At 60.9% G+C, this 26972-nt stretch carries 21 protein-coding genes; 5 read left to right on the top strand and 16 right to left on the bottom strand.

The window, feature by feature from the left end; genetic code table 11:
• Positions 1–6 precede the first annotated feature (6 nt).
• The 3 genes from putP to B7O88_RS08395 all read right to left on the bottom strand — a co-directional run bounded on the left by putP (position 7) and on the right by B7O88_RS08395 (position 5924).
• Positions 7–1482 (bottom strand): sodium/proline symporter PutP, encoded by a 1476-nt coding sequence (gene putP, locus B7O88_RS08385; RefSeq protein ID WP_088275134.1) that lies wholly within the window; start codon positions 1480–1482, stop codon positions 7–9.
• Positions 1483–1653: 171 nt separating this feature from the next.
• The gene (gene putA / locus B7O88_RS08390) at positions 1654–4809 is read right to left on the bottom strand and encodes a bifunctional proline dehydrogenase/L-glutamate gamma-semialdehyde dehydrogenase PutA (RefSeq protein WP_088275136.1); all 3156 of its coding nucleotides are present in this window, start codon (positions 4807–4809) and stop codon (positions 1654–1656) included.
• Positions 4810–5156: 347 nt separating this feature from the next.
• Positions 5157–5924, bottom strand: coding sequence for an AraC family transcriptional regulator (locus tag B7O88_RS08395; RefSeq protein ID WP_412779067.1), 768 nt, complete (start codon positions 5922–5924; stop codon positions 5157–5159).
• A gap of 126 nt (positions 5925–6050) precedes the next feature.
• On the opposite strand from B7O88_RS08395, the gene lon reads away from it, so the two are divergent.
• The gene (gene lon / locus B7O88_RS08400) at positions 6051–8453 is read left to right on the top strand and encodes an endopeptidase La (protein ID WP_088275138.1); all 2403 of its coding nucleotides are present in this window, start codon (positions 6051–6053) and stop codon (positions 8451–8453) included.
• Between the two features lie 230 nt (positions 8454–8683).
• Here lon and B7O88_RS08405 read toward each other — a convergent pair whose 3' ends face one another.
• Entirely contained in the window at positions 8684–10660 is a 1977-nt protein-coding gene (locus tag B7O88_RS08405; RefSeq protein ID WP_088275140.1) for a type IV pilus assembly protein FimV, read from the bottom strand.
• A 339-nt stretch (positions 10661–10999) separates the two neighbouring features.
• On the opposite strand from B7O88_RS08405, the gene cmoA reads away from it, so the two are divergent.
• On the top strand, positions 11000–11740 hold the full coding sequence (gene cmoA, locus B7O88_RS08410; RefSeq protein ID WP_088275142.1) for a carboxy-S-adenosyl-L-methionine synthase CmoA: 741 nt from the start codon (positions 11000–11002) through the stop codon (positions 11738–11740).
• Positions 11737–12708 (top strand): tRNA 5-methoxyuridine(34)/uridine 5-oxyacetic acid(34) synthase CmoB, encoded by a 972-nt coding sequence (gene cmoB, locus B7O88_RS08415; protein ID WP_088275144.1) that lies wholly within the window; start codon positions 11737–11739, stop codon positions 12706–12708. The genes cmoA and cmoB overlap by 4 nt, the downstream gene beginning before the upstream one ends.
• Before the next feature lie 4 nt (positions 12709–12712).
• Here cmoB and B7O88_RS08420 read toward each other — a convergent pair whose 3' ends face one another.
• From B7O88_RS08420 to B7O88_RS08435, 4 genes are read right to left on the bottom strand one after another with little or no spacing between them, the layout of a single operon-like run.
• Complete coding sequence (locus tag B7O88_RS08420) at positions 12713–13507, bottom strand: acyl-CoA thioesterase (protein WP_088275146.1); 795 nt, start codon at positions 13505–13507, stop codon at positions 12713–12715.
• Between the two features lie 52 nt (positions 13508–13559).
• A complete protein-coding gene (locus B7O88_RS08425; protein WP_088275148.1) occupies positions 13560–14264 on the bottom strand; it encodes a hypothetical protein in 705 nt (234 codons plus the stop codon).
• Positions 14251–15279 (bottom strand): TIGR01620 family protein, encoded by a 1029-nt coding sequence (locus tag B7O88_RS08430; RefSeq protein WP_088275149.1) that lies wholly within the window; start codon positions 15277–15279, stop codon positions 14251–14253. The genes B7O88_RS08425 and B7O88_RS08430 overlap by 14 nt, the downstream gene beginning before the upstream one ends.
• Positions 15276–16637: a YcjX family protein gene (locus B7O88_RS08435; RefSeq protein WP_160003154.1), complete on the bottom strand. Its 1362-nt coding sequence runs from the start codon at positions 16635–16637 to the stop codon at positions 15276–15278. Before B7O88_RS08435 ends, B7O88_RS08430 begins: the two co-directional genes overlap by 4 nt.
• A gap of 76 nt (positions 16638–16713) precedes the next feature.
• Here B7O88_RS08435 and B7O88_RS08440 point away from each other — a divergent pair, with 76 nt between their 5' ends.
• A complete protein-coding gene (locus B7O88_RS08440) occupies positions 16714–17115 on the top strand; it encodes an NINE protein (protein WP_088275153.1) in 402 nt (133 codons plus the stop codon).
• A 15-nt stretch (positions 17116–17130) separates the two neighbouring features.
• Here the strand turns inward: B7O88_RS08440 and B7O88_RS08445 are convergent, their stop codons facing one another.
• From B7O88_RS08445 to rnd, 5 genes are all read right to left on the bottom strand, one after another.
• Positions 17131–18678 carry a DHA2 family efflux MFS transporter permease subunit gene (locus tag B7O88_RS08445; RefSeq protein WP_088275155.1) on the bottom strand — a complete coding sequence of 516 codons (1548 nt, stop codon included), beginning with the start codon at positions 18676–18678 and terminating at the stop codon, positions 17131–17133.
• A gap of 10 nt (positions 18679–18688) precedes the next feature.
• Positions 18689–19756, bottom strand: a complete 1068-nt coding sequence (locus B7O88_RS08450; protein WP_088275157.1) for an HlyD family secretion protein — start codon at positions 19754–19756, stop codon at positions 18689–18691.
• Between the two features lie 34 nt (positions 19757–19790).
• The gene (locus tag B7O88_RS08455) at positions 19791–20213 is read right to left on the bottom strand and encodes a MarR family winged helix-turn-helix transcriptional regulator (RefSeq protein WP_088275159.1); all 423 of its coding nucleotides are present in this window, start codon (positions 20211–20213) and stop codon (positions 19791–19793) included.
• 147 nt (positions 20214–20360) lie between these two features.
• Positions 20361–20654, bottom strand: a complete 294-nt coding sequence (locus tag B7O88_RS08460) for a YcgL domain-containing protein (protein ID WP_088275161.1) — start codon at positions 20652–20654, stop codon at positions 20361–20363.
• The gene (gene rnd / locus B7O88_RS08465) at positions 20651–21772 is read right to left on the bottom strand and encodes a ribonuclease D (protein WP_328587509.1); all 1122 of its coding nucleotides are present in this window, start codon (positions 21770–21772) and stop codon (positions 20651–20653) included. Before rnd ends, B7O88_RS08460 begins: the two co-directional genes overlap by 4 nt.
• 480 nt (positions 21773–22252) lie before the next feature.
• Between rnd and B7O88_RS08470 the strand changes: the two genes are divergently transcribed.
• The gene (locus B7O88_RS08470) at positions 22253–23671 is read left to right on the top strand and encodes a methyl-accepting chemotaxis protein (protein ID WP_088275165.1); all 1419 of its coding nucleotides are present in this window, start codon (positions 22253–22255) and stop codon (positions 23669–23671) included.
• Positions 23672–23733: 62 nt separating this feature from the next.
• On the opposite strand, the gene B7O88_RS08475 is transcribed toward B7O88_RS08470, so the two are convergent.
• The 3 genes from B7O88_RS08475 to purF all read right to left on the bottom strand — a co-directional run bounded on the left by B7O88_RS08475 (position 23734) and on the right by purF (position 26931).
• Positions 23734–24012: a ComEA family DNA-binding protein gene (locus B7O88_RS08475; RefSeq protein WP_088275167.1), complete on the bottom strand. Its 279-nt coding sequence runs from the start codon at positions 24010–24012 to the stop codon at positions 23734–23736.
• A 151-nt stretch (positions 24013–24163) separates the two neighbouring features.
• Positions 24164–25378, bottom strand: a complete 1215-nt coding sequence (locus B7O88_RS08480) for an O-succinylhomoserine sulfhydrylase (protein ID WP_088275419.1) — start codon at positions 25376–25378, stop codon at positions 24164–24166.
• A gap of 47 nt (positions 25379–25425) precedes the next feature.
• Complete coding sequence (gene purF / locus B7O88_RS08485; RefSeq protein WP_088275169.1) at positions 25426–26931, bottom strand: amidophosphoribosyltransferase; 1506 nt, start codon at positions 26929–26931, stop codon at positions 25426–25428.
• Positions 26932–26972 lie beyond the last annotated feature (41 nt).

Below are 26972 nucleotides of genomic sequence, written 5' to 3' on the forward strand. Positions count from 1 at the left end.
AGACGATCAGAACCGTGAAGCCATGTCGTCGAACTGATCGGCTACCTTGCCTTCCGGAGCCGGGGTGATCAGGGTCACCACCACAATCGCGATGGTGGCAAGGATGAAACCGGGGATGATTTCGTACAGACCGATGGTATCGATCTGCTTCCAGACCACTACGGTAACACCGCCAACGATGATACCGGCCAGCGCACCAAAGCGATTCATCCGGCGCCAGAACAGCGACAGAATGATCGCCGGCCCGAAGGCGGCACCAAACCCGGCCCACGCGTAGGACACCAGACCCAGTACGGTACTTTCAGGGTTGAAAGCGAAGACCAGAGCCAGCGCTGCGATACCCACAACCGCCGCGCGACCAACCCAGACCAGCTCCTGCTGTGACGCATCACGACGGAACAATGCCTTGTAGAAATCTTCGGCCAGAGCAGAGGACGACACCAGCAGCTGGGAGTCGGCAGTGGACATGATGGCAGCCAGAACCGCAGCCAGCAGGATACCCGCAACCAGCGGATGCATCAGCGCCTGAACGAGGGCGAGGAACACGGTCTCGGCGTCCGCCAGCCCTTCTTCACCGAAGTAACCGATGCCGATCCAGCCGATCACCAGCGCTGCCAGCAAGCACACACCGGACCACAGGACCGCGATGCGGCGGGCGGTCGGCAGTGCGGCATCACTCTCGATCGCCTTGAAGCGCGCGAGAATGTGCGGCTGACCGAAATAGCCAAGACCCCAGCCCAGCAGGGAAATAATGGCGATAAAGCCCAGCGGCTCGCCTTCTACGTTGGTCCAGAGGTTCAGCAGTTCAGGGTTGCGTGCTTCCATGGCTCCGTGCACTGCATCCCATCCACCCACGACGTTGAGTGCCATAACCGGCACGACAATCAGCGCTGCCGCCATCAGCAGACCCTGAATAACGTCGGTCCAGGATACCGCGAGAAACCCGCCGAAGAAGGTGTAGGAGATGATCGCCAGCGTGCCGATGACAACGGCGAGCTCATAACCAAAGCCGAAGGTGGTCTCGAACAGCTTGCCGGCTGCGACCAGGCCGGAACTGGTGTAGAACAGGAAGAACAGCAGGATGAACACGGCCGAGATAACCCGCAGCATCCGACTGTTGTCTTCGAAACGGTTCTCGAAGTAGGCCGGCAGCGTCAGTGAGTCACTGGCCAGGTGCGAGTAAACCCGCAGACGGCGCGCGACAATCAGCCAGTTGGCCCAGGTGCCCAGCAGCAGACCGATGGCAATCCACGATGCCTCGTAACCGGCTGACAGCGCATAACCGGGCAAGCCCAGCAGCAGCCAGCCACTCATATCCGATGCGCCGGCAGACAATGCCGCCGTGCCCGGGCCCAACGAGCGCCCCCCCAAAATGTAATCCGACAGGTTGGTGGTGCGCTTGTAGGCGATATAGCCCAGTGCGAGCATCACCCCGATGTACACGATAAACGTCGCCGTAACGACTGCAGTATTACCTTCCATTTTTATTCTCTCTCTTGGAGATTCGTGAATGGTTCTCGCGGGCCGGGGGTAACCCGATCCGCGAGCAGGTGGCTATTGTCACCCAACTAACCGGTTCACGCATCTATGGTTGCTGAACTGTCCGTGCTGCTGATTCATCCCTGTTGCTTCTTTTCGCCAGTCGCCGCTGCCTCAGGGCTCCCCGTCACCAAGTGAAAGCAGACTGGCATTACCACCTACCGCCGTAGTGTTGATGGTTCGCGTACGCTCCGTGACAAACCGTAGCAGATAATGCGGACCACCCGCCTTGGGACCAGTGCCGGAGAGGCCCTGACCACCGAAAGGTTGCACCCCGACAACCGCACCGATCTGGTTACGATTGATGTAGACGTTTCCGATGCGCACCCGTGCGTCGATATGCTCAGCGGTATCCTCGTTACGTGTATGTACGCCGAGGGTCAGACCAAAGCCGGTCGCGTTGATGTCATCGATGATCTTGTCGAGGTCACGGGCGCGCCAAGTCACCACGTGCAGAATCGGCCCAAAGTGCTCGTCACTCAACTCGTTGATGCTGTCCAGACGGAAGGCAACCGGGGCGACAAAGTGTCCGTTCAGCGCCTCCGGCACTGGCGTCTCGGCGATCAGACGACCAGCCTGTTTCATCTCGCGGACGTGCTTGAGCAGACCGTCACGGGCATCGGCATCAATCACCGGGCCAACATCGGTATCACGGCGTGCCGGGTCACCCACATGCAGCTCGGCCATCGCGCCCTTGAGCAACTCGATCACGCGCTCGGCAATATCTTCCTGTACGAACAGCACGCGCAACGCAGAGCAGCGCTGACCGGCGCTCTGGAACGCCGAGTGCACCACATCGTTGACCACCTGCTCGGGCAGGGCAGTGGAGTCGACAATCATGGCGTTCTGACCACCCGTCTCGGCGATCAACGGCGCAATCGCGCCGTTGCGGGCGGCCAGCGCGCGGTTGATCACATGGGCTGTCTGGGTGGAGCCAGTGAAGGCCACACCGGCGATACGCGGGTCGGACGTGATCACGCTACCAACCTGTGCCCCATCACCCGGCAACAGTGCCAGCACGTCACCCGGCAGGCCGGCTTCATGCATCAGCTCAACGCAGCGTACGGCAACCAGACTGGTCTGCTCGGCCGGCTTGGCAACCACGGTGTTGCCGCAGACCAGCGCCGCGCTGACCTGACCGAGGAAGATCGCCAGCGGAAAGTTCCAAGGACTGATACAGGCAAACACGCCGCGTCCTTGCAGATACAGCTCGTTGCTTTCACCGGTCGGCCCCGGCAGGGTGATGGTAGCGAAGCGCTGGCGCGCCTGCATGGCGTAGAAGCGGCAGAAATCAACTGCTTCACGCACTTCATCGATGCCGTCCTGCAGCAGCTTGCCCGCCTCGCGGGTACACAGGGCCATCAGCTCGGGCATGTGTTCTTCGAGCTTGTCGGCGGTACGCTCAAGAATCGCTGCACGCTCATCAACCGGGGTCGCATTCCAGCGCACAAAGGCGCTGCTCAGGCTATCAATCGCCGAGCGGGTCTGATCGGCCGAGGCCCAGACCACCTCACCGACCTGATGGCTCAGCTCGTAGGGGCACATGACCGGGCGCCCTTCCCCTTGCAGACGCTTGCCGTTAACCAGCGGAGCGCCGCTCCAGCGGGCATCCCACCACTTGTCCAGCTCGTCCTTCAACGGCAGCCATTCGCTGAGGATGTTCATGTTCACTCCGCGGGAGTTTCGGCGCGCGTCACCAAACAATGCAGGCGGCAGCGGAATACGCGGATTGGCCAGCGAGGCATGACGCGTGAGCGCGTTAACCGGATGAGTCGTCAGACTGTCGACCGGTACACGCGGGTCAACCAGCTTGTGCACAAAGGACGAATTGGCGCCGTTCTCAAGCAGGCGGCGAACAAGATACGGCAGCAGGTCCTTGTGGGCTCCTACCGGCGCATAAATGCGCACCGGGCACTTGGCCTGTTCAATCACCGTGTCATACAGCGCATCACCCATGCCGTGCAGGCGCTGAAACTCGAACTCGCGGCGACCCGCCAGCTCCAGAATGCAGGTAACAGTGTGCGCATTGTGGGTAGCAAACTGCGGGTAGATATGGCCTTCGGTCAGAGGGCTGAGCAGGTAGCGGGCACATGCCAGATAGGAAACATCGGTCGCCTCCTTGCGGGTAAATACCGGGTAGCTGCTGAGGCCAGCCTGTTGCGACCACTTGATCTCGGAGTCCCAGTAAGCGCCCTTGACCAGACGCACCGGAATACGATCACCCTGGGAGCGGGCAACCAGCGTCAGCCAGCAGAGCACCGGCAACGCGCGCTTGGAGTAGGCTTGTACGACGAGGCCGAAGTTGCCCCAGCCCTGCACATCCGGGTGGCGATATACGCGTTCGAACAGTTTCAGCGACAGTTCAAGGCGGTCAGCCTCTTCCGCGTCGATGGTAATACCCACGTCGCCTACGCGTGCCTGCCGCACCAGCGCCAGCACACTGTCACCCAACTCTTTGAGCACCTGCTCTTCGCGCGCGGTTTCATAGTGCGGATGCAAAGCGGAGAGTTTGATCGAAATCGTCGGTTTCGGGCTGCGGCCCTTGTACTTATCGTCTACCAGCGCGGCGATCGCCTTGCTGTAGTCCTGGAAATACTTTTCGGCGTCGGCACGGGTCAGCGCCGCCTCGCCGAGCATATCAAAGGAGTAGGTGTAGCCCTGGTCGCGTTGCGGCTTGCCGTTCTTCAACGCTTCGGTGATGGTGCGCCCGAGCACGAACTGGCGCCCCATGATCTTCATCGCCTGCATCATGGCGGCGCGAATGACCGGCTCACCGCTGCGCTTGATCAGACGCCCCAGCACGGTACCCGGCGTGCCATCCTGACGCTGATCCATGTTGACCACCTTGCCGGTCATCACCAGGCCCCAGGCCGCGGCGTTCACCAGCGTATGCTCGCTCTGCCCGAGGTGCCGGTCCCACTGCGCAGCGTTGAGCTTGTCACGGATCAGCGCATCGGCGGTATCTGCATCCGGCACGCGCAGCAGCGCTTCGGCCAGACACATGAGCATGATGCCTTCCTGGGTATCCAGGCTGTACTGCTGCAGCAGCGCGTCGATACTGTCGACCGCGTTGTCACGCTTGCGTACATCCACAATCAGCTGGCTGGCCTTGCGCGTAATCGCACTCAGATCCTGGTCCTGCGCGAGTTCGATCAACTCACGCAGATAGCTGTCCTCATCAACAGCGTAATTGGCACTGACCTTGTGCAGGAATTCCGTTGGCTGGCTGCGCAGGAAATCGCCCTGCAGCACCTCGCTGGCTTTAAACATTCTGGCATGCTCCTGGACGTGTCCGGCGTCACGGCATGTGACACACGAACATATGAGTTCGCCTGTAACAACCCTAGACCATTCAGGCGTATCGGACGAATCATCCCGTTTGTTGTGATTTAGCCGGGCTCTTGCCGACCCGCTTTCGGGTAGCGACACTGCCCGATGCTCGACTGTAGAAGCGCAGGCGGAGGGAATCTTGCGGAAACCTCTGGGATTTTTGTCAAAATCTCGGAAGCAGTGCGAGCCATTCAGCTCGCAAATAGTTGAAATACAGGGGCGTCAGGAAGGCAAGACTGACCAGCAATATCAGAGGGAATCACGCAGCTTTGCGCCATTCAAGGCACTCAGGCGCGGCCGAGACGCAACCCCCGAGGCGTCTGCCCCCAGTAACGGCGCACAGCGTGGCTGAGCGCACTCTGGCTGGAAAATCCGCAGCGACTGGCAACCTCGGCTACTGGCATTGCCGTCTCCTGCAGCAGTCGGGACGCTTCGCGAAGACGCAGCGACAGCACGTGCTGATGCGGAGTTATGCCCGTCGACTCACGGAACAGCGCATGAAAATGACTGCTGCTCACGCATACCTGCGCCGCCAGTGCGGCAACACTGATGGGATGGTCCAAGTTGGCCAGAATGTAGGCGTCTAGCCGCTGCAGCTCTGCGGGCGTTAAAGCGGTTCTGCGCGGAGACTGAGGCAGCCCGTCTGACAGGCGCCGTTGCAGCGCCGCAAGCAGGACACCCCCAAGATGCCAGTTAAGGCCATCCTGATCCGGTCCGCGTTCAGTCAACGCATGCTGGGCAAAGTCCAGCAAGCCCTGCATGCGGTGATCAAGCTGCATAAAGCGTGGCCGCTCGAACAGGCGTGCCAGATCATCGCCCAGCCCAAGCTCTTCTCCGGCGCCGGGCAAGTCCATGATCAACATATGATTCTGGCCACGGCCGGAGAACGCGTGCGCCTCCCCGCCCGGCACAATGCAGGCATGCAAACGATTCACGGCGCCGCCCTGGCCCTGCACCTCAAAATCTGCGCAGCCGCTCAACCCGATAACCAGCTGGTGCTCGGGATGGGCGTGAATCGCGGTTTGAACAGGAAGATCCAGTAAGCGGGTTCGCATCAACGGCTTCATCGATCCGGGAAAAACGATGACATGCTGCCACAATCCGCAACAAATTTCCGCTATTGAAATAGTCGCCCGGCGTCGCCATCTCATCCCCAAGAGTTGTCCGTAAAAGGTGAATCGATGAGCGATCAGGATACCGACTACATTGAACACGTCGCCGAGGATGCTGCAGAGTCCCGCGGTACAGGGCTTGTTTTGCCCGATCAGAACCTGCCTGACAAGCTGTATTTGCTGCCGATAAACAATCGGCCGTTCTTCCCTGCCCAGGTCATGCCGGTGGTGGTTAATGAATCCCCCTGGCACGAGACCATAGAACGGGTCGCCAATACCCAGCACAAGGCGCTTTCCCTGTTCTACGTCGACGGCCCCATGCCTGCCGATGGTGAACTCGACCCGGATCACTTGCCGGCTACCGGCTGCGCCGTTCGCATCCACCATGCCGTTCGCGAAGACGGTAAGATCCAGTTTATTGCCCAAGGTCTGCGCCGGGTTCGCATTACCCAGTGGCTCAGCCACAAGCCGCCCTATCTGGTAGAAGTCGAATACCCGCACTCGCCCGCCGACGAGCGAGATGAGGTGCGCGCCTATGCCATGGCGCTGATCAACGCGATCAAGGAACTGCTGCCGCTCAACCCGCTGTACAGCGAGGAGCTGAAGAACTACCTCAACCGTTTCAGCCCTAACGATCCGTCGCCGCTGTCGGACTTTGCCGCCGCACTGACCTCCGCAAAGGGGCCTGAATTGCAGGACATCCTGGACACCACCGGCATCCTGCGCCGGATGGAAAAGGTGCTGGTGCTGCTGCGCAAGGAAATCGATGTGGCCCGTCTGCAGGGAGAAATCACCGCCGAGGTCAATCGCAACATCGGCGAGCATCAGCGCACCTTCTTCCTCAAGGAACAGTTGAAGATCATCCAGAAAGAACTGGGCATGTCCAAGGATGACCGAACAGCCGACATAGAGCAGTTCCGTCAGCGCCTTGAAGGCAAGACCCTGCCTGATGCGGCCGCCCAACGGATTGAGGAAGAGCTGAACAAACTGTCGGTACTGGAAACCGGCTCGCCTGAATATGCCGTTACCCGCAACTATCTGGACTGGGCAACCGCCCTGCCCTGGGGGATAGTGCATCCGGATCGGATTGATCTGAAACGGGCAAGACGCATCCTCGACCGTGACCACGACGGTCTTGAGGATGTAAAAAGCCGCATTCTGGAGTTCCTTGCAGTGGGCGCCTTCCGTGGCACGATCTCGGGCTCGATCATTTTGCTGGTTGGCCCGCCGGGCGTTGGTAAAACCAGCATAGGACGCTCCATTGCGGAAAGCCTGGACCGCCCGTTCTATCGCTTCAGCGTCGGTGGCATGCGCGATGAGGCGGAAATCAAAGGCCATCGGCGTACCTATATCGGTGCCATGCCCGGTAAGTTCGTCCAGGCACTGAAGGACGTGGGCGTGATGAACCCGGTGATCATGCTTGACGAGATCGACAAACTCGGCGCCAGCCATCAGGGCGATCCCGCATCAGCGCTGCTGGAGACGCTTGACCCGGAGCAGAACAGCCAGTTCCTCGACCATTACCTGGATCTGCGTCTGGATCTGTCGAACGTCCTGTTTGTCTGCACCGCCAACACGCTGGACAGCATCCCTGCGCCACTGCTCGACCGCATGGATGTCATCCGTCTGTCCGGCTATATCAGTGAAGAGAAGCTGGCCATCGCCAAGCACCACCTGTGGCCACGTCAGCTGGAGCGCGCCGGGCTGCGCAAGAGCCAGCTGCGCATCAGCGACAAGGCTCTGCGTGAGGTGATCGAGGGCTATGCCCGCGAAGCCGGCGTGCGCAATCTGGACAAGCAGCTTGGCAAGCTGGTACGCAAGTCAGTGGTGAAGCTGCTTGAGGAGCCGGATACGCGTATCAGCATCAAGCCCGCTGACCTGAAAAGGCTGCTCGGCACGCCTGCCTTCCGCACCGAGAAGCAGCTCAAGGGCACCGGCATCATCACCGGCCTGGCATGGACCTCGATGGGTGGTGCTACATTGCCAGTCGAGGCGACACGTATTCACACGCTGAACCGTGGCTTCAAGCTGACCGGTCAGTTGGGTGACGTGATGAAGGAATCGGCGGAAATCGCCTACAGCTATCTGTGCGCCAACCTGGCCAGCTATAAGGCCGACCGCGCGTTCTTCGATGAAGCCTTCGTTCACCTGCACGTACCCGAGGGAGCCACACCCAAGGATGGCCCGTCGGCCGGCATCACTATTGCCAGCGCACTATTGTCACTTGCTCGCCAGCAACCGCCACGCAGTGGACTGGCGATGACCGGGGAAATTACCCTGACCGGGCACGTGCTGCCGGTTGGCGGCATTCGGGAGAAGGTGATTGCCGCAAGGCGCCAGAGCATCCATGAACTGATCCTGCCGGAGGCCAATCGTGGCGACTATGAAGAGCTGCCGGCGTATCTGCGCGACGGCATGACTGTGCACTTTGCCAGCCACTTCAGGGACGTTGCCAAGCGCTTGTTTGACTGAAGGGTTCGGTGCGCAGTAGCTGGCTCATTCTGTTCTGGCACATCGATGGCGGAGACACCGTTGGCTTACTCCACCCTGCCGCACAGTCCTGTTCCGCAGAGTGGATTAAGCGCAGCGTATCCACCGACGCTCCCGCTCCAGCGCGTCTGCAGGCAGCGATGTGCCGTGCCTGGTTTGCTCCGGACATAAAAAAGGCGACCGCAATGGTCGCCTTCTGTTCATGCCGCCTTTCAACGCTTGTCCTGCTCATCACTGGGGCTGCGCACCAGATCATGAGGCCCGTCCAGATCATCCAGCTCCTCGATTTCCGGGAACTCGTGGAGACTGCTCTCGAACGCCTCGTCGTCAAGCGCAATCGGATCAAGTCGGCTGTTCTTGCGCGCTGGCGTGGGGGTCAGGCCTTCAATCAGGTCCCAGTCAGGGTCCAGCGTGAAGTCGTTAAGATTGAGCTGGGATTCAGCCAGATCGTTATCGGCCTGCCCGGTATCCAGTACATCGTCTACCGTATCGATCGGCGATACCGCCGCGTCCAGCTGCGGGAAGCGGGCGCGCAACTGATCAACGCGCTGCATGTCGCCACCCAGCTGAGAAATGGCGGCGGCCTGCTCAGTAAACCCTTCGGCATCACCCAGCTCCCCCAAAACCCTGGCTTGCTTGTAGCGCAACTCCAGATTCTCCGGCTCCTCGCTGATCGTCTTTGCCAACGCGTCACGCGCTTCGGCAAAACGTCCGTAGGTAATATACAGCTCAATGCCGGACACGTTGTCCTGCGCCTCATCTGCCACGGCCGCCGCTGTCACGCCGGCGGCAGCCGGTGCAACGCTGCTGCGGGGCTCGGCTCGGCTGACATCGGAGGTCATCTGGCGCGGCGACGCAACCACCGGCTTGCCGGCTGGCTTGCCGCGCACACGGGCCACCACCCAACCGATCAGAAACGCCAGCAGTGCCAGCAGTACAGACCACCAGGCAAACGACGAATCGGCCTTCTCGCTCGCAACCGGTTGCTCGGCGGCCACACTGCCGGCTTGCGGATCATCACTGCCGGTCGGAGAGACGGTATCGCCACCGTTACCACTGCCCAGCGTCCCGCCTGCCTGGCCCTGACTGGCAGCGGCTTCCTCCGCCTGACGGGCCGCATGCAGCACATCCAGCTCGGCCTGCAACGCGGCGATCTGACGATCACGGCTGTCAAGCTCACTCAACAGCGTGTTGAACCGCCCCTCAAGTTCATTCAACCGGGATGCGAGCATGGCGGCCTCGGCTTCGGCGTCACTGACCGCATCCTCGTCAATACTCAGCCGACCCTGTCCTTGCCCAGCATCCGCCTGGCTTTGCGCAGCTACCTGCTCGATATCATCATCGATAGGCTCATCAGCAATCTGCGGCGGCGTGCTATCGCCTGCTGGAGCTGCGGATGGCACTGGCGTCGACTCCGGGGCTGCCTGCGGGGCAGCCTCCGAAGCCGGAGCCGGACTAACCGATACGCCCAGTTGCCCCGCCGTCGGCAAGACCAGCGCCTGACCAACCTTGAGTCGATTGATATCGCCGCCAACGAAGGCCTGCTGATTAAGTGCATGGATGGCAGTCATTGTGGCCTGAACCGAAACACTCGCAGCGGGACGACTGCGTTCTGCGATGGCCCACAGTGAATCACCGGCAACCGTCGTGTACTGATCGGCATCAGGCTGCGGCGTCAGATTTGGCAACACGACCTGCCGACGCGGCACCGGGCTCGGAGACGCAGCAGCTGGTGCCGACGGCGCAGCGGCGACCGGCGCACGCTCAACCGGTGCGGACTGACCCGCGCTGTAGAGCGGCGGATCCAGCAGCACTGTGTACTCGCGCAGCATGCGTCCGCTGGGACGACGCAGCTCTACAAGAAAATTCAGATAAGGTTCGCGCACCGGCTGGGTTGAGCGCACCTGCACAGTCAGGCGGCGATTCTGCACCACGGGCGTGAAGCGCAGATCGTTGAGGAAATACGGTTTGTCGATGCCGGCGTTATCGAAGTCTGAGGTCTGGGCCAGCCTGACGATCACATCGTCAGGTCCGAGCCCCTCCGAGCCCTGCAACTCGATAATTGCATTGAGCGGTTGGTTCAGCGCAGACTCCAGCTGAATTTCCCCCAGCCCCAGCGCTCCAGCAACACCTGCATACAATGCTGCCAGCGAGGCAGCACCACGGACAATCTGGCGTTTAACAGCCATACCCTTTCCTCATTTAACTGTGAGCCCCGATCGGCACAGGGAACTCAATGCGTCCATTGCTCTTGTGAACATCAGCTTGCTGTTGCCGGCAACTCGCCCACCAACGCGACGCCACCAGCGCGCTATTATGCCACCTAGCCGCACGGAAACGAATGGCAAGCCAGCCGAACAGTCAAAAAACACTATGAATACTGCCGAATGAGCACAAAAAGCCAATAAATTGGCCATGTGACACAGCGCACACTCTACTGTGCAGTCAAGCAATCCGCACTCCATCCTGTCAAGGCAGACGAGTTGGGTTAGAATGCGTAGCCTCACGATGCCACCCGGGGTCCCGCCATGTCAGAGGTAGACAAGCTGTTCGCCAGCCCTGTCAGCAAGGTCGACGATTTTCGCTTCGACGATGCTGTCGCGCGCGTTTTTCCAGACATGATCAAGCGCTCGGTACCCGGGTACCCCACTATCATTGAAAGCATTGGCGTGATCGCCGGACAGTACGCCCAGCCCGGTACCCTGATCTACGATCTCGGCTGCTCGCTCGGTGCAGCGACCCAATCAATGCGCCGCCACCTCCCTCAGAACGGCTGCCGGATCATTGCGGTCGACAACGCCGAGGCGATGAGCGAACGCTGCAGGGAGTACCTCAGTGCCCAGGACGCCATGCTCGAAGAGGCGATTCCTGCCGAGGTGGTTACCGCCGATATCAACACGCTGACGCTGCAACCCTGTTCCATGGTGGTGCTGAACTTCACCCTTCAGTTCATCCCCCCCCACCAGCGTCTGGCGCTACTGCAGCGCATCCGCAAGGCCCTGCTGCCAGGCGGCGTTCTGGTACTGTCAGAAAAGCTCAACTTCACCGACAGCCAGACCCAGAACGCGCTGGAATCGCTGCATTACGCGTTCAAGCGCGCCAATGGCTACAGCGAGCTGGAGATTGCCCAGAAGCGCACCGCAATCGAGAACGTGATGCGCCCCGACCCCCTGGAAGTTCACCAACAGAGGCTGCGCGACGCGGGCTTCAGCCACAGCCACCTTTGGTTCCAGTGCCTCAACTTCTGCTCGATGATTGCCCACACGTGATTGATTACACCCCGCTACTCGACACCCTGAAATCCACGCCGCTCGCCAGCTGGCACACGACGCTGGCAGAGGGTCTGCAAGCCCGCCTGGCCGAACTGCAGCACGGCGATCTGGAGCGCTGGCAGCAAAGTCTGCGCAACCTGCCGCCCCTGGACGGCGTGCAGCATGATTTCAGCCGGGGCGTGAAGCTGACCGGCGCCGCTGCGCTGCCGGAAGCCACCCGACAGCAACTGTACGATGCCCTGCAGGGGTTGCACCCCTGGCGCAAGGGGCCGTTCGACCTGTTCGGGGTGCATATCGACACCGAGTGGCGCTCGGACTGGAAGTGGGAGCGCGTTGCGCCGCACGTCGACCTGCGTGGACGTCGGGTACTGGATATCGGCTGTGGCAATGGCTACTACATGTGGCGCATGTGGCACGCCGGCGCCGCCATGGTGGTCGGAGTCGATCCCAACCTGCTGTTCCTCAATCAGTTCGAGGCGGTAAAGCACTATTTGCCGACAGCGCCGGTCTGGCAGCTACCCTTCACCCTGGAAGAGCTCCCGGAGCCGACCAGCGCCTTCGACACCGTGTTCTCGATGGGCGTGTTCTACCATCGCCGCTCTCCCATCGACCACCTGCTGCAACTCAAGGCCTGTCTGCGACCGGGAGGCGAACTGGTGCTTGAAACGCTGGTGGTAGAGGGCGATGAGAACCACTGCCTGCTGCCGGAAGACCGCTACGCGCAGATGCGCAACGTCTGGTTCCTGCCGTCAGTCCCGATGCTCGAACGCATGTTGCGACGCGCCGGTTTCAGAAACGTGCGCTGCGTTGATCTGAATCAGACCAGCATGGAAGAGCAACGCAGTACCGAGTGGATGCGCTTCAACTCGCTGCCATCGTTCCTCGACCCGAACGACAGCAGCAAGACCATCGAAGGCTACCCGGCACCATTGCGGGCCACGCTGATCGCAGAGCGCCCCGCCTGAGCCGTCAACCGAAAACCGTGACGGTCTGGCGACTGATGGCAACCAGCTCGCCCGCCGCATTCCAGACCATCGCCGCGCAGTGACCGTAGCCATCACGGGCATGCTCGATGGTCGCCTTGTACAACAGCCACTCATCACCGCCAATCACTGGCTGCGGCTGGACGAATTCGATGGTCCAGGTCAGTGAACTGGCGGGAGCACGCTCCTTGAGGTGCGGCAGCACCGCAGGCGGCCAAACGTCGACCAGTCCAACCAGGTGCACTTCGTCAAACTGCTCAAAGGTTTCATCAAAGCGCATCCAGCCGCCCATCTCCCGCTTGCGGCTATTGGTGCAGGGGTAATCACCAAAGGTCCAGCGCGTATCAAAATAGCGCAGGAAGTTGGGCATGACGCCTTCGACATACGGGGTACGCTGACATTCGCTCGCCGGCGGCGCGCTGGGTGCCGGCTCTGCCGCAACGTTGACGCTGGACTCACGGCCCGCGCCAAAGCTGCCCTGCACAATGCACATGGTCTGCCCATTCTGCACCGCCCGGCCCAGCACCTGAGTGACGGCTCGGCCCTCGCGCAGGGTTTCGGTCTGCACCTGCACCGGCTCGCCCGGCTGCACCGGCCCCACAAAGGTGATTGCCAGAGATCGTACCGGCCGGGCGTCGGACAGAGTGGCCCGCATACCGCGCAGCACCAGCGCAGCCACAAGGCCACCATACCCGGCGCGGCCCTGAGCCCACTCTGGCGGGATGGTGACGGATGCATTGGCGGACTGATCAAAGGCCTGAAGCAGAGCGGTGAAGTTCATCAAACAAGATCCCTAGCCGTGACAAAGCCGGCTATGTTAGGCCAGCCGCCCGTTACTGACCAGCATTGCCGTCCGATTCACTCACCCGCAAACCGCACAACCAGCCAAGCGCCATCCAGGCTGCCGGAATATCCGGCCAGTCCTGCGGGCCGGCACCGGCCAGGTCATAGTCTGGCTCCCCGGCGCGCGCCATCAATCGCTCATACCACCAGCGAACATAGTGTCCCTCCCCGACCGGATATCGATTTGCCAGCTCGGCCCGCAGCCGCAGGGGCAGCGAGCCAAACAGACGCTCGTCGACTGCCCGGTAAATACGCTGCTCGTTATCCAGATAGGCTGATTCCGCCGCTGCAGCGACCTCAAGCAAACTGGCCAGAATCCGCAATTGAGTGGCGTATTCACGATGGGGTGTCAGGGGATTGAGCTGGCTGCGCCAGTCAAGCTGCAAACGCTCCAGCGCCTCCAGCAGGGTCACTGGGCCGGCGCTTGGCGCATCCAGCAGGCTCGCCAGCCAGCGCCGCTGGCGGGGCTCCAGACGCTCCAGCCAGACCAGCAGCTCGGCACTGCTGGAACCGTCACGGGGTCGCCAGTGCACGGTTTCACCGTCGCCGATAGAAGCCACTCTGGCCATGCGTTCGGGCCAGCCGAGCGGCAACAACTGATCACGCAGCCTGCCGAGGTGCTCCCCCAATCTGTCCTGCTGCCGCGCCAGCCAGCGCTCTGCCAGCCAGCGGCGGCGTGATTTATAACCCGCCATCGATACCGCGCCCCAGGCGCTCCTTCATCATCCTGATAATGCCCCGATTGTCTTCGACCAGTTGCTGCTTTTCTGCCAACGGTGCCGCACGACTGAGATCCAGCGTGAAATGCCCCAGCCGGGCACTGTAAAGCCCGACCCCGACACCCTGCCCGATCCGCGCCGCGACCTTTTCCAGCAGGCCCGACAGTAACGAATCACTCAACGCCCCCATGGCTACCTCGGTGCCACCTGCCAGGGCTATATTACGCAGCACATGGCGCGCCAGGCGCCAGCGACTGAAGCGACCGATAGGCAGTCCGTAGCAGACGGCCACCCGTTGCATCAGCCGAATATTTCGCCAGACTACCAGCAACAGATCGATGGCGACCCACGGACTGGACGCCACCAGCACGCCGGTAGCAACCGACTCCTGACGGATAATCTGCCGCGCCTGCTGGTCGATCGGCTGGTAGAACTGCAGGTTCAACCGCCTGACCACTTCCTCCGCGCTGTGGGAGCCGTCCAGCCCCGCACACGCCTGGCGCAAGTTACCGGCCAGCGGTGTATCGGCGTAGACACGCTGCAGGCGGTCCAGCCAGTCGACTGCCAGCCGCTGATCGTGTTCAGCCATGGCCTGCTGCATTTCGGCGCGCAGTTGCTCCAGTGAGCTCAGACGGTGCCGCTGTCGGCGCAAATCGCGCCAGGCCAGCACCCCGGAGCCGGCCAGCGCCAGCCCAATGCCACCTACCAACGCCCCCCACAGCGGCTGCCATTGCCACGCCGCCCAGCTCCACTGCCCCCACTGCAGAACGGCGCCGCCAAGCCCGGCAGCCAGGGCAAGGCGAACAAGCCTGCCAGGCCAGCGACTGGCAGGCGGCGCATTCAGGGTTGACGGCAGCGCCGCTTGCGCGGACTCGGAAAAGGCATCTGGCATGGTATCGGCGCTGCCTACTACCTCGGTAGCACGCTCGGTATCGCCCTGCTGCTCGCCCTGCCAGGTATCAATGATGCGGGTTTTCTGTTCGGTACTCACAGTTGCGCCCCCTCAATCAGCCAGGCCACCAGGTCGTCCATACGGTAATGGGGAAACGGCTCACTGCGATGCAGGCCCGGCGGCGGTCTGAGCGGCAACAGCTCGGGACTGTTCAGCTGCAGCGACTGCGGCAGGTGTGCAGGAATGCTGCCCGGCCGGTAGCGAACCCAGCCTTCCTGCCCTTCCAGCCCGGCAACCAGATTCTCACCTTCCTGACGGGTTGCCCGGATAGCCGATAACGGCAGACCGAGAACCTCCACACCGCCATGACGCACATCAGCCAGGCGATCCAGCATCAGGTCCTCCAGGCACTGCTGCACCGAGCGCTGCTGCTCGGGGCTGACCTTGTCGACCTTGGTTGCGCAGAAGGCCAGCCGGCGAATACGCGGACGGAACCGCAGCAACCGTGCCAGCAGGCCACTGCGGCCATAATCGAAGCTCGACAGCACCGCTTCCATTGCATCGCGAAGATCAGCCAGCGCCGCTTCGCCGGCATCCATCGGACCGAGCATATCGACCAGCAACACCTGCTGATCCAGGTGGCGGAAATGCTCGTCATAGAAACCACGTACCAGATAATCGCGGTAGTAGTTGAAACGCGCCGCACAGACGCTAAACCAGCTGCTATCGCTCTCGCTGCTGTGCCGATTGGCCCTCAGCAGCGGAATAAACTGCAGCATCTGTTCGGCTACCCCGCTTCCCGGCTGCAGGAAACGGGCAGGCTGGTTGCGCGACAGCCCGGCGTCGCGACGGCAACGCAGCAGAAACTCGGTCCAGGCGTCCTTCAGCGCGGCCAGCTGAGCGGCGTCCGCCGGCGCCGCCGGATCGATGTTCAGCAGGGTCTGGCGCAATTCGCCGGCCAGCGAACGTCGCGGCTCCTGCTCCAGCCACTGCGCCATCTGCTCGCACCATTGCCCGTAATCGAGTTGCAGCAACGGCAGGTCCAGCAGCCACTCGCCCGGATAGTCGAGAATGTCGATGCGGACCTGGCGTACAGGCTGCACCTTGCGCAACAGCCCCTGGGGGCGAAAGCGAAGGTCAATCACCACCCGTGACAGGTCACTGGTCGAGTCCGGCCAGCGCGCAGGCACGGAAGACAGGGCGGCCAGCGCATCGAGATAAGGGAAAGGCTGCTCGACGTTCTCGCGCTGCCAGCGCACCGACTCCAGCCGGTCAAAGGGTGCCCGCCTGGCCAGCAGGCCCTTGCCATGATTCTCCAGCTGATTGATCAAACTGGTAATAAAGGTGGTTTTACCCGCACCACTGAGGCCGGTCACACCAACACGCAGCCGCTGCTGGCCAAGTGTCTCTGCGCGCTGGGCCACTTGCTTGAACCAGTTCGCACTTTTATTTTGCACGCTGCAGGCACTCCACAAATCGTTTATGGTCTATGACCAGTATTACACACCCACTTTTGCAGAGAGGCACCCCCGCATGGCGTATTCGGATACTCACAGCAAGGCAATCGGCTACCTGCTATGGATATTCGGATTCATGGGGGCTCACCGCTTCTACTACGGAAAACCCTGGACCGGCACCCTGTGGTTTTTCACCCTGGGGCTGTTCTTCATCGGCTGGATCATTGACCTGTTCCTGATCCCTGGCATGGACCGTGAGGCTGATCGACGGTTCCGCACCGGCCCCATCAACTTCAACCTGACCTGGATTCTGCTGACGTTCCTCGGCATCTTCGGCGCGCACAGGCTGTATATGGGCAAGTGGGTTACGGCGATCATCTACTTTTTCACCGGCGGCCTGTTTCTGATTGGTGTGCTCTATGACTACTGGACGCTGAACGAGCAGATTTCCGTCGAAAACATGCGCCGCGAGTGGTAAGCGGCGCACGATCACTCATAGATCGACGGGCTCGGCGCTCGCCGTACTTTGGTGCCGAGTCGGCTTCAAAAGCAGCAGCAACGGAAACGCACTGAGTGTGATCCACATCATCAGGCGAAAATCCTGCAGGTATGCGAGTGTCGCGGCCTGTCTGGTTACTTCACCATTTACCCTTGCCAACCCTGCTGCCGAATCCAGACTGTAAGCCCCCTGCTCCACGGCCTGCTGCAACGCCGGGCTGAACGGGTTGATGTAATCACTGAACGCCGCATGGTTGATCTGCGTACGCTGGGCGAGAAATGTCACCACAACCGAAATACCGATGCTGCTGCCAATATTGCGCACAAGGCTGAACAGGGCCGTGGCATCGTTTCGATAACGTGGTATCAAGGTACTGAACGCCAGCGTCGACAGTGGCACGAATACAAACCCCAGACCGAATCCCTGGGTAATGCCGGTTCGAATAATATCGAAGCGACTGACATTCAGATTGAACAGCGTCATTTCCCACAGCGAAAAACAGGTCAACCCCAAGCCCAACCCAATCAGCCAGCGCGCATCCACCCGTCCCGACAACCGGCCGACGATCATCATCGCAACCATGGTGCCGACGCCACGGGGAGCCAGTACCAGACCCACATCGATCACCGGATAGTGCTTCAGGTTCTGCAGAAAAGGCGGCAACAGCGCCATGGTCGCAAGCAGGATGATGCCAATGACAAAAATCATCATCAGTCCGACCGAGAGATTTCGGTCCCTGAACATCTGCGGCTCAAGAAAGGGATGCTCGCGGCGGGTCAGGATATGCACTACAAACAAATACATACCGAGTACGGCCAGAACCGCCTCAATCCAGACTTCAGGGCTGGCAAACCAGTCCAGAGTCTCTCCACGGTCCAGCATCATTTGCAGCGCACCGATCCCCAGGGCCAGGAGCAGGAAGCCCGTCAAATCAAAACGCCGACCACGGTTTGTCTCGGTTTCCGGCAGAAAGGCAACCAACCCCAGCCAGGCCAGAATGCCAAACGGCACGTTGATGTAAAACACCCAGCGCCAGTTGTAATACTCGGTCAACCAGCCACCGAGCGACGGCCCCAGGATCGGTCCCACCATGACGCCGACACCCCAGATCGCCATCGCCGAGCCGTGTTTCTCCGGTGGGTAGGTGTCCAGCATGACCGACTGCGACAACGGCACCAATGCTGCACCAAACACCCCTTGCAACAGGCGAAACAGGACTATCTGCTCAAGGCTCTGGGCCGCCCCGCAAAGCATCGAGGCCAATGTAAAACCGACCACAGAGGTGAGCAGCACACGCTTGCGACCGAAACGGCTGCTGAGTATGCCGGTCAGCGGCATGCAGATGGCTGCGGCAACGATGTAGGACGTAAGCACCCAGGATATCTGGTCCTGGGTCGCCCCCATGGCGCCCTGCATGTGCGGCAGCGCCACGTTGGCGATAGTGGTATCGAGCGCCTGCATAATGGTCGCCAGCATCACAGAGAGCGTAATCAGGCCTCGCCTGACTCCCGCTCCAGCACCTTGCATTGCCGCTGCACTCATCCGTTATGCCTCAGAGCGTCAGCCCAAGCAGACTGCGCCGATGGCCGGTATCAACCTCGACCAGGCTACTCAGCCCTGCCAGCAATACCGGGCTGTCCGCCGTGCGCTCCAGGCGAATGCGGACCGGCACCCGCTGAACAATCTTGACCCAGTTGCCGGTCGCGTTCTGCGCCGGGATCACCGAAAATTCCGACCCGGTAGCTGGACTCAAGCTCTCGACCACGCCGTGCCAGACCACATCCGGATAGACATCAATCCGCACCTCGACCGGTTGCCCCGGACGGACGTAGGTAAGGTCGGTTTCAGGAAAATTGGCTTCGATCCAAGGCCTCTCCGAACCGACCAGCGCGGCGGCCATGCTACCGGCCCGCAGATACTGACCCGGCTTGGGCAAGTTGCTGACGCTACCCGTCAGAGAAGCCCCTACCGTGGTGCGCCTCAAATCCAGCTGCGCCTCGTCCAGCTCGGCCTGGGCAGCCCGATAGCGGGGATGCTCCTCCAGCGGAGTATCAATGCTTCCCCCCAGCATCTGTGCCAGTCGCTCCAACTCCTGCTGCAGAACGCTTACCTCCTGACGGGCAAGCGCATTGGCCTGCTGCGCACTGTCGAACGCCGCAGCCGAGATGTACTGCTTGTCTCGCAGACTGGATTGACGCTGCTCCTCGCGTCCGGCAAAGCTGACGCGGGTGCGCTGAAGCGCAAGCTGCGCCTCGGTTTCGTGATAATTCGCCTTGAGTGCAGCAAGGTCGGCACGGACCTGGGCCAACTGAGCCTTCGCCTTGCTCACTGCGATCTCGAAGGGCGCCGGGTCAATGCGAAACAGGGGTTGTCCGGCGTCGACCATCTGGTTTTCCCGCACCAGCACCTCTACCACCGTACCCGATACCTGAGCGCTGACGGGCACCTTGTCGGCACGCACATAGGCGTTGTCGGTTTCGATATAGCGCCCCCCATTGAGGTACATCATCGCCCCTGCCGCCAGCAGCAAGCCAGGCAGCACGAGCATGAAAAAGAAACGGCGGCGCCCATTTCCCGGCGCCGGGCCGGAGGTGTTGAAATTATCGGTATGGTCGGTCATGCGGTACGTCCGTAAGTCACAGTCAACTGGCTGCTCAGGCAAGCAGGCGTTCGCGAATATGGGCCAGTGCCTTCATCAGCACCGCCACCTCTTCTTCAGTCAGGCCATCGAGTAATCGAGCGGTTATCACATCGCTGAGTTGCTCAAACATCTCCATATAAGGTTGCGCGGCCGGCCGTAAATACAGCTGAAACGCTCGCCGATCAGCAGGTGATTTACGCCGCTCGATCAACCCCAGCGACTCCAGCTGATCCAGCAGGCGGGTCAGCGTGATCGGCTTGATTTCCAGCACGTCGGCCAGCTCGACCTGACGTACTCCTTCCGACCGCGCGATATACACCAGCACCCGGGACTGCGCCTGAGTCAGAGCATGATCACCGCGCTCGGCCTGAAACTGCCGCCGCAACAAGCGATAAACATCGGCCACCAGAAACCCGAGTCGAAGCTTGGGAAGCATAGTCATGCACCACTTATAGTAAGCAATACGTACAATATAGGCAGGTAACAAAATGTGTCAACGGTGTTACCCGGGCAAATAAAAAAGCCGTCGCGTTAGCGACGGCTTGGGGAGCAACCTGCAGAGCCGGGTTAAATCAGAGCTCAATCAGATCGGGTCATTCCGATTCAGCAACTCCGGCGGCAGATGCTGAATATAGTCATCTTCCTGCGGCGGCATTTGCAGGTGAAAGCCCTGCTCCTTCAGGTTTTGCAACACAGTAAGGATGTCTTCCTGAGCCAGCTTACGCTCCTCATGCAACACCAGATCCATCGCATGCTCACCCCGCCCGAACAACTGCAGCAACGCCTCGGGCAGTTCGCTCAAGCCCTTTTCCCGGGGCACATACAGATACATGCCCTGCTTTTTCGTGCTCCGAAAGATCGAACACAACACTTTCATTCAGCTACCTCCACCGCACCGTTGGCGGCTTTCAACAATGCTTCACCCATCAGTTCCCGACGCCAGCCGGTCAACTCATCCGGCAGTCGATAAGGGCCAGAGGGATAACCAGTGCGCACCATGGCTTCAAGTACTTTCTTGCGCAGCATGATCTCGACTGCGATACCCCGTTTCTCGGCTTCATCCTGCCCAACCTTGCGCAACGCCTTGAGTAGCCGATTGGCAGCCGATGGCAATGGCTCCGGCAGAACCTCGGGATAGTCTGAGGGAGCCACTGCGCGGCCCTCGCGAATCAGCTGCAAGATGGTTTCACCCTCGTGGCGCACGGTCCGAGGATGCATGTCCTCAATGCGCGACAGCGCCTGCAGGGTATCGGGCTGGCGCTGCGCCAGCGGTACCAGCGTGCGTTCACGCAGTAAGCGGTTACGGGCGATGTCGCGAGCCCTGGACTCGCGTTCGCGCCAGGCCGCCAGCGGGCGCAAGATCGCCAGCTCGGCCGGCTTCAGCCGCCATGCCTGCTTGACTTGCAGATAAGCCTGCTCTGGTTCGATCATCTGGCCAGAGGCTGCGACCTGCTCAGCGGTGTCGGCAAACAGCCACTCGGCCACGCCGGCCTGGGCGATACGTGGAGCCAGAATCTGATAGAGCTCTGCCAGGTGCTGGGCGTCACGGGCGGCATACTCAATCTGGGCCGGGCTCAGGGGCCGCTGCAGCCAGTCGGAGCGGGTCTCATCCTTGGGCAGATCGATATCCAGCAGCGCACTGACCAGCCGGGAGTACCCCATGGAAAAGTCCATGCCGAGAAAGGCTGCCGCAAGCTGGGTATCGAACAGCGGCGCGGGCAGCGCGCCACACAGCCTGGAAAAGACTTCAAGATCCTCACTGCATGCATGCAGGACCTTGACTACAGAAGCATCCTCAAGCAGCGCGACAAAGGGCGTCCAGTCGCCAATACCCAGCGGATCAATGAGCGTGGCGCGCTCGCCATCGCCAATCTGGATCAGACCGGCAATCGGGTAAAATGTCTCGGTGCGAACAAATTCGGTATCAACGGCAACGAAGGGCAGGCGACGCCACTGGTCGCAGCAGCGTGCCAACTCGGCGTCATCATCAATCATTACGGGTTGCGTTAGCGCAGGGGTCATAAGCTGTCTTTTCTGGGGCCTTTTCCCGTCTGGTTCGCTCGCCTTGCAGCATCGGAACATGCTCCCGGTCGGGTAGCGATCTGCAGTCCAGGACGCAGGCAATGGATTATTCCCTTGGCAGGTCCCGCAGCGCCGCGCAGCTGACTATGATGCCAGCCCGAAGGATGAACCGGCGCTTGCGTCACCCTCCGGCGGTTATACTGGCGGACCAGCCGTCACTGCCGAACAGAGCTTGACGCAAAAGCGGCTTCATCATGGTCATGGCGCACGGGAACAGACCCTGAAGTTGCGCGCAGTATAACCGAAGCGCCAGCGCCCTGCCGAAGCCTGTGTTACATACAACCCTTCAAGTTTGACCGGGATCAACCGATATATCAGAGTGACGGCACATACTGACGGCCCTGTGCCGCCTGCCAGTCAGGATCACCTGTTTCAACATGCTCTGGAGTATGCATGCAAGCCTTCAAGAACCTGCCACTGAAATACAAGTTCTGGGCAGTCAACGGTGTTGCTTTCGCAGCAACGCTGATGCTCGTACTGGTTGCCATCTGGGTCGAGCAACGCAGCATCGAACAGACCCGACAGGAACTGGCCAGCGTGCTTGCCAGCGAACAGCCCTCCGACGGCAAGGTGCACGGCCTGAGCTGGATCACAGCACCGACTGCCGCACAGACACAACCAGGGCGCTGGCTGGAGGCCTCCAGACTCGGCATTACCGAAGATCGCTACATTGGCGCCTGGTCAGCCGTAGAGGGCCGCGCTCTGGCCGTGGAACGGCAGGGCTTCACCGAGCTGTTACTTGAACGCGCGCCACTCTATGCGATCGTGGTGGCAGCGCTGATGCTGATGGTGCTGTTCTTCTCGCAACTGCTGATTCTGTTCATCACCCGCCATATCATCACCCTGCGCGACGTCATGCTGGCAGTGGAAAGCACCGGTGACCTGACACTGCGTGCGCCTGGCAGTGCGCGCGATGAAGTCGGCTCGATGGCCCGAGCCTTCAATGCCATGCAGGAGTCCCAGCAGGCCGTCGTCGGCTCGGTACGCCAGGCGGCACTGGAACTGGATCAGCGTGCCCGCGGACTGGCCGAGACCATGACCCGTATGCGCGACGGCATGATAGTGCAGCAGGGAGAGACCGATCAGGTCGCCGCAGCCGTCAACGAAATGAGTGCGACGGTACAGGATATTGCCGGCAGCACCTCGATTTCCCGTGATCAGTCCAGTCAGGCCAATGCTCTCGCCATTCAGGGCCGGGACAAGGTACAGCAGGTTCGCAAGACCATCGCAGGCCTGGTCACCAGCATCGACCGCTGCACCGAGCACATGCACCAGCTGTCAACTCACAGTCAGGAAATCAGCGGCGTAGTGCGGGTAATTCGAGAGATTGCCGAACAGACCAACCTGCTGGCCCTGAACGCGGCAATCGAGGCAGCACGTGCGGGTGAGTCTGGTCGCGGATTTGCCGTCGTCGCAGACGAGGTGCGCGCCCTGGCCCAGCGCGTTCAGCACTCTACCGATGACATTCAGCGCATGATCGAAGCCCTGCAGACCGGCACCGAGGTAGCTGTCGAGGATATGCAGGCCAGCGCCGGGCTGACCCATGACTCGGTCCAGCAGGTTGAAGATGCCGGTGAGTCTCTGCAGGATATCGCTGCGGCCGTCAGTCAGATCAGCGAGGGCAACAGCGAAATCGCATCGGCGGTCGAGCAGCAGAGCCTGGCGGCGGATGCCATTACCCAGAGCGTGGTCGAAATCAGGGACGTGACCGAACGTACCGTAGAACAGACCGCACACAGTGCCGACACCAGCGACCAGCTGGCTCGACTGGCCCATCAGCTGACCGAAGCGGTCAGCAAGCTCCGCACCTGAAACAGAGGCGGCGCCTTGCGGCGCCGCTCTGCCATTGCCCGGAAACACCAACCCGGGCCTATTTACTCAAGCACAATCCGCCCCTCGTTATTCGCCAGCGTGCTGGCGCCAATCCCCTTCACTTCGGCCAGCGAAGCTACCGACCCGAAAGCACCATGCTCCTCGCGGTAGGCAACGATAGCGTCAGCCTTGGCCTGCCCTACCCCCTGCAGCACCTCGGCGATCTCTGCCGCGCCGGCGGTATTGATATTGACCGTTGGTACAGACACTTCCTGGGCCCAGGCGGGAGATACCAGCCAGAGACTGAGAACAACACCCAAGATGCTAATCCAGTGACGCATTTTCCATCCTCCGTATATGTGAGAAGTGCCGCACTGAAGGAACACGGCTTCAGCACTATCCCTGCGGCATGGAGGACGCTAAAACAAAAAGGCCGGAGAGCTGTGAACTCTCCGGCCTTGATGTGACAAAGCACGCAACTGCGCAGACAACTCAGCGCTGGGCGTCAAATCCGCGCTGCAGATCGGCCTTGATGTCCGCCAGGTCTTCCAGGCCGATAGCCAGTCGAATCAGCCCCTCGCGGATACCCGCCGCTTCGCGTGCCTCGGCGCTCAGGCGGCCATGGGTAGTGGTCGCCGGGTGCGTGATGGTGGTCTTGGCGTCACCGAGGTTGGCGGTAATGGACACCATTCTCGTCGCGTCGATGAAGCGCCAGGCAGCTTCACGACCGCCGCGCAGCTCAAAACTCACTACCGCTCCAAAGGCACTCTGCTGGGCCTTGGCCAGGGCGTGTTGCGGGTGCGACGGCAAGCCGGCGTAATAGACGCGCTCAACTTCCGGACACTGCTCCAGCCACTCGGCAATCTGCTGCGCGGACTCGCAATGGGCTCGCATGCGCAGACGCAACGTTTCCAGGCCCTTGAGGAATACCCAGGCATTGAACGGGCTGAGGGTCGGCCCTGCCGTGCGCAAAAAGCCTACCAGCTCCTGCATGTGCTCACGACGCCCTACTACCACGCCACCCATGCTGCGGCCCTGACCGTCAATGTATTTGGTTGCCGAGTGCACGACGATGTCGGCTCCCAGCGACAGCGGCTTCTGCAGTGCCGGCGTGCAAAAGCAGTTGTCGACTACCAGCAACGCGCCATGCTCGCGGGCAATCGCGCCGAGCGCGCCAATGTCGCCCAGCTCGGCCAGCGGATTGGACGGAGACTCGATAAAGAACATCCGGGTGTTCGGCTTGCAGGCGTCACGCCAGGCGGCCGTGTCGGTCAGAGGTACATAGTCGACCTCAATGCCAAAGCGCTTGAAGTACTTTTCAAACAGCGTGACAGTGGCGCCGAAGACGCTGCGCGACACCAGAATATGGTCACCGGCCGAGCACAGGCTCATAACAGTTGTCAGGATGGCCGCCATGCCGGAGGCTGTGGCAACAGCCTGTTCACCGCCTTCCATGAGCGCAATCCGCTCTTCGAAGGTGCGTACGGTCGGGTTCATATAACGCGAATAGACATTGCCGCTGGTTTCACCGGCAAAGCAGGCAGCAGCATCAGCGGCACTGCGAAACACATAGCTTGAAGTCAGAAACAGGGCTTCGCCATGCTCTGCTTCAGGCGTGCGCCGCTGACCGGCGCGTACCGCCAGGGTGTCGAAGCCAGCCCCGTCAAGATCACTGTCCAGACGGCCAGGTTGCCATTGTTCGGTCATGCAAAAACCTCGTTCATACAGGGCAGCGCTGGCGCTGCCGACTGGCATCAGTTGTTGTGCAGGCCGATGATTTCGCTGACCCGCTCGACCGTCGATTTGGCCGCGTCATTACGAGCACGCTCGATGCGATCCAGGTACTGTTCGTTGACATCGCCGGTGACGTACTGACCATCGAATACCGCGCAGTCAAAATGTTCAATCTTGACCTTGCCGCCGCCAACGGCGTCTTTCAGGTCATCAAGATCCTGATAGATCAGCCAGTCGGCGCCGATCAGTTCGGCAACCTCGTCCGTGGTGCGACCATGGGCGATCAGTTCGTGGGCGCTGGGCATGTCGATGCCATACACATTGGGATAGCGCACCGCCGGTGCAGCCGAGCAGAAGTAAACGTTCTTGGCTCCGGCCTCGCGTGCCATCTGAATGATCTGCTTGCAGGTGGTGCCGCGCACGATGGAGTCATCTACCAGCAACACGTTCTTGCCGCGAAACTCCAGATCAATGGCGTTCAGTTTCTGGCGAACCGACTTCTTGCGCGCAGCCTGACCCGGCATGATGAAGGTCCGGCCGATATAGCGGTTCTTGACGAACCCCTCCCGGAACTTCACACCCAGCTGGTTGGCCAGCTCCAACGCCGAGGTTCGGCTGGTATCCGGGATCGGGATGACCACGTCAATGTCGTGATCCGGGCGCTCGCGCTGAATCTTGTCTGCCAGCTTTTCGCCCATGCGCAGCCTGGCCTTGTAGACCGACACACCGTCCATCAGCGAGTCAGGGCGAGCCAGATATACATGTTCGAAAATGCACGGCGAATATTGCGGATTCTCGGCACACTGACGGGTGAACAGTCGACCATCCTCGGTGATATACACTGCCTCGCCCGGCGCCAGATCGCGGATGAGGCTGAAGCCCAGCACGTCGAGCGCAACGCTTTCAGAGGCAATCATGTACTCGACGCCCTCGTCGGTGTGACGCTGACCAAACACGATGGGACGGATCGCATGGGGGTCACGGAATCCGACAATACCGTACCCGGTAATCATGGCCACTACCGCGTAACCACCCCGACAGCGCTTGTGCACCTGGCTGACCGCAGCAAAGACGTCTTCCTCGGTCGGCTGCAATTTGTTGCGTACGGCCAGCTCGTGGGCAAATACGTTCAGCAGCACCTCTGAATCAGAGGTCGTATTGACGTGGCGCAGATCGGATTCATAGATCTCGCGCGACAGCTGCTCGACGTTGGTGAGGTTGCCGTTGTGCGCCAGGGTGATGCCGTAGGGCGAATTGACGTAGAACGGCTGGGCCTCGGCAGAACTGGAGCTGCCGGCGGTCGGATAGCGAACGTGTCCGATACCCATCTGACCTACCAGACGCTGCATGTGACGCTGATGGAACACATCGCGTACCAGACCATTATCCTTGCGCAGGAAGAGTCGCCCCTGATCGCTGGTTACAATGCCGGCGGCGTCCTGGCCGCGATGCTGCAGGACGGTCAAGGCATCATAGAGCGCCTGATTGACGTTCGATTTGCCCACTATGCCAACAATGCCACACATGCCTGAGTACCTTCTCGATTAAGGGCGGCGCTGTCCGGGAG

It is taken from the genome of Halopseudomonas aestusnigri (assembly GCF_002197985.1).
GTDB classification, from domain to species: domain Bacteria; phylum Pseudomonadota; class Gammaproteobacteria; order Pseudomonadales; family Pseudomonadaceae; genus Halopseudomonas; species Halopseudomonas aestusnigri.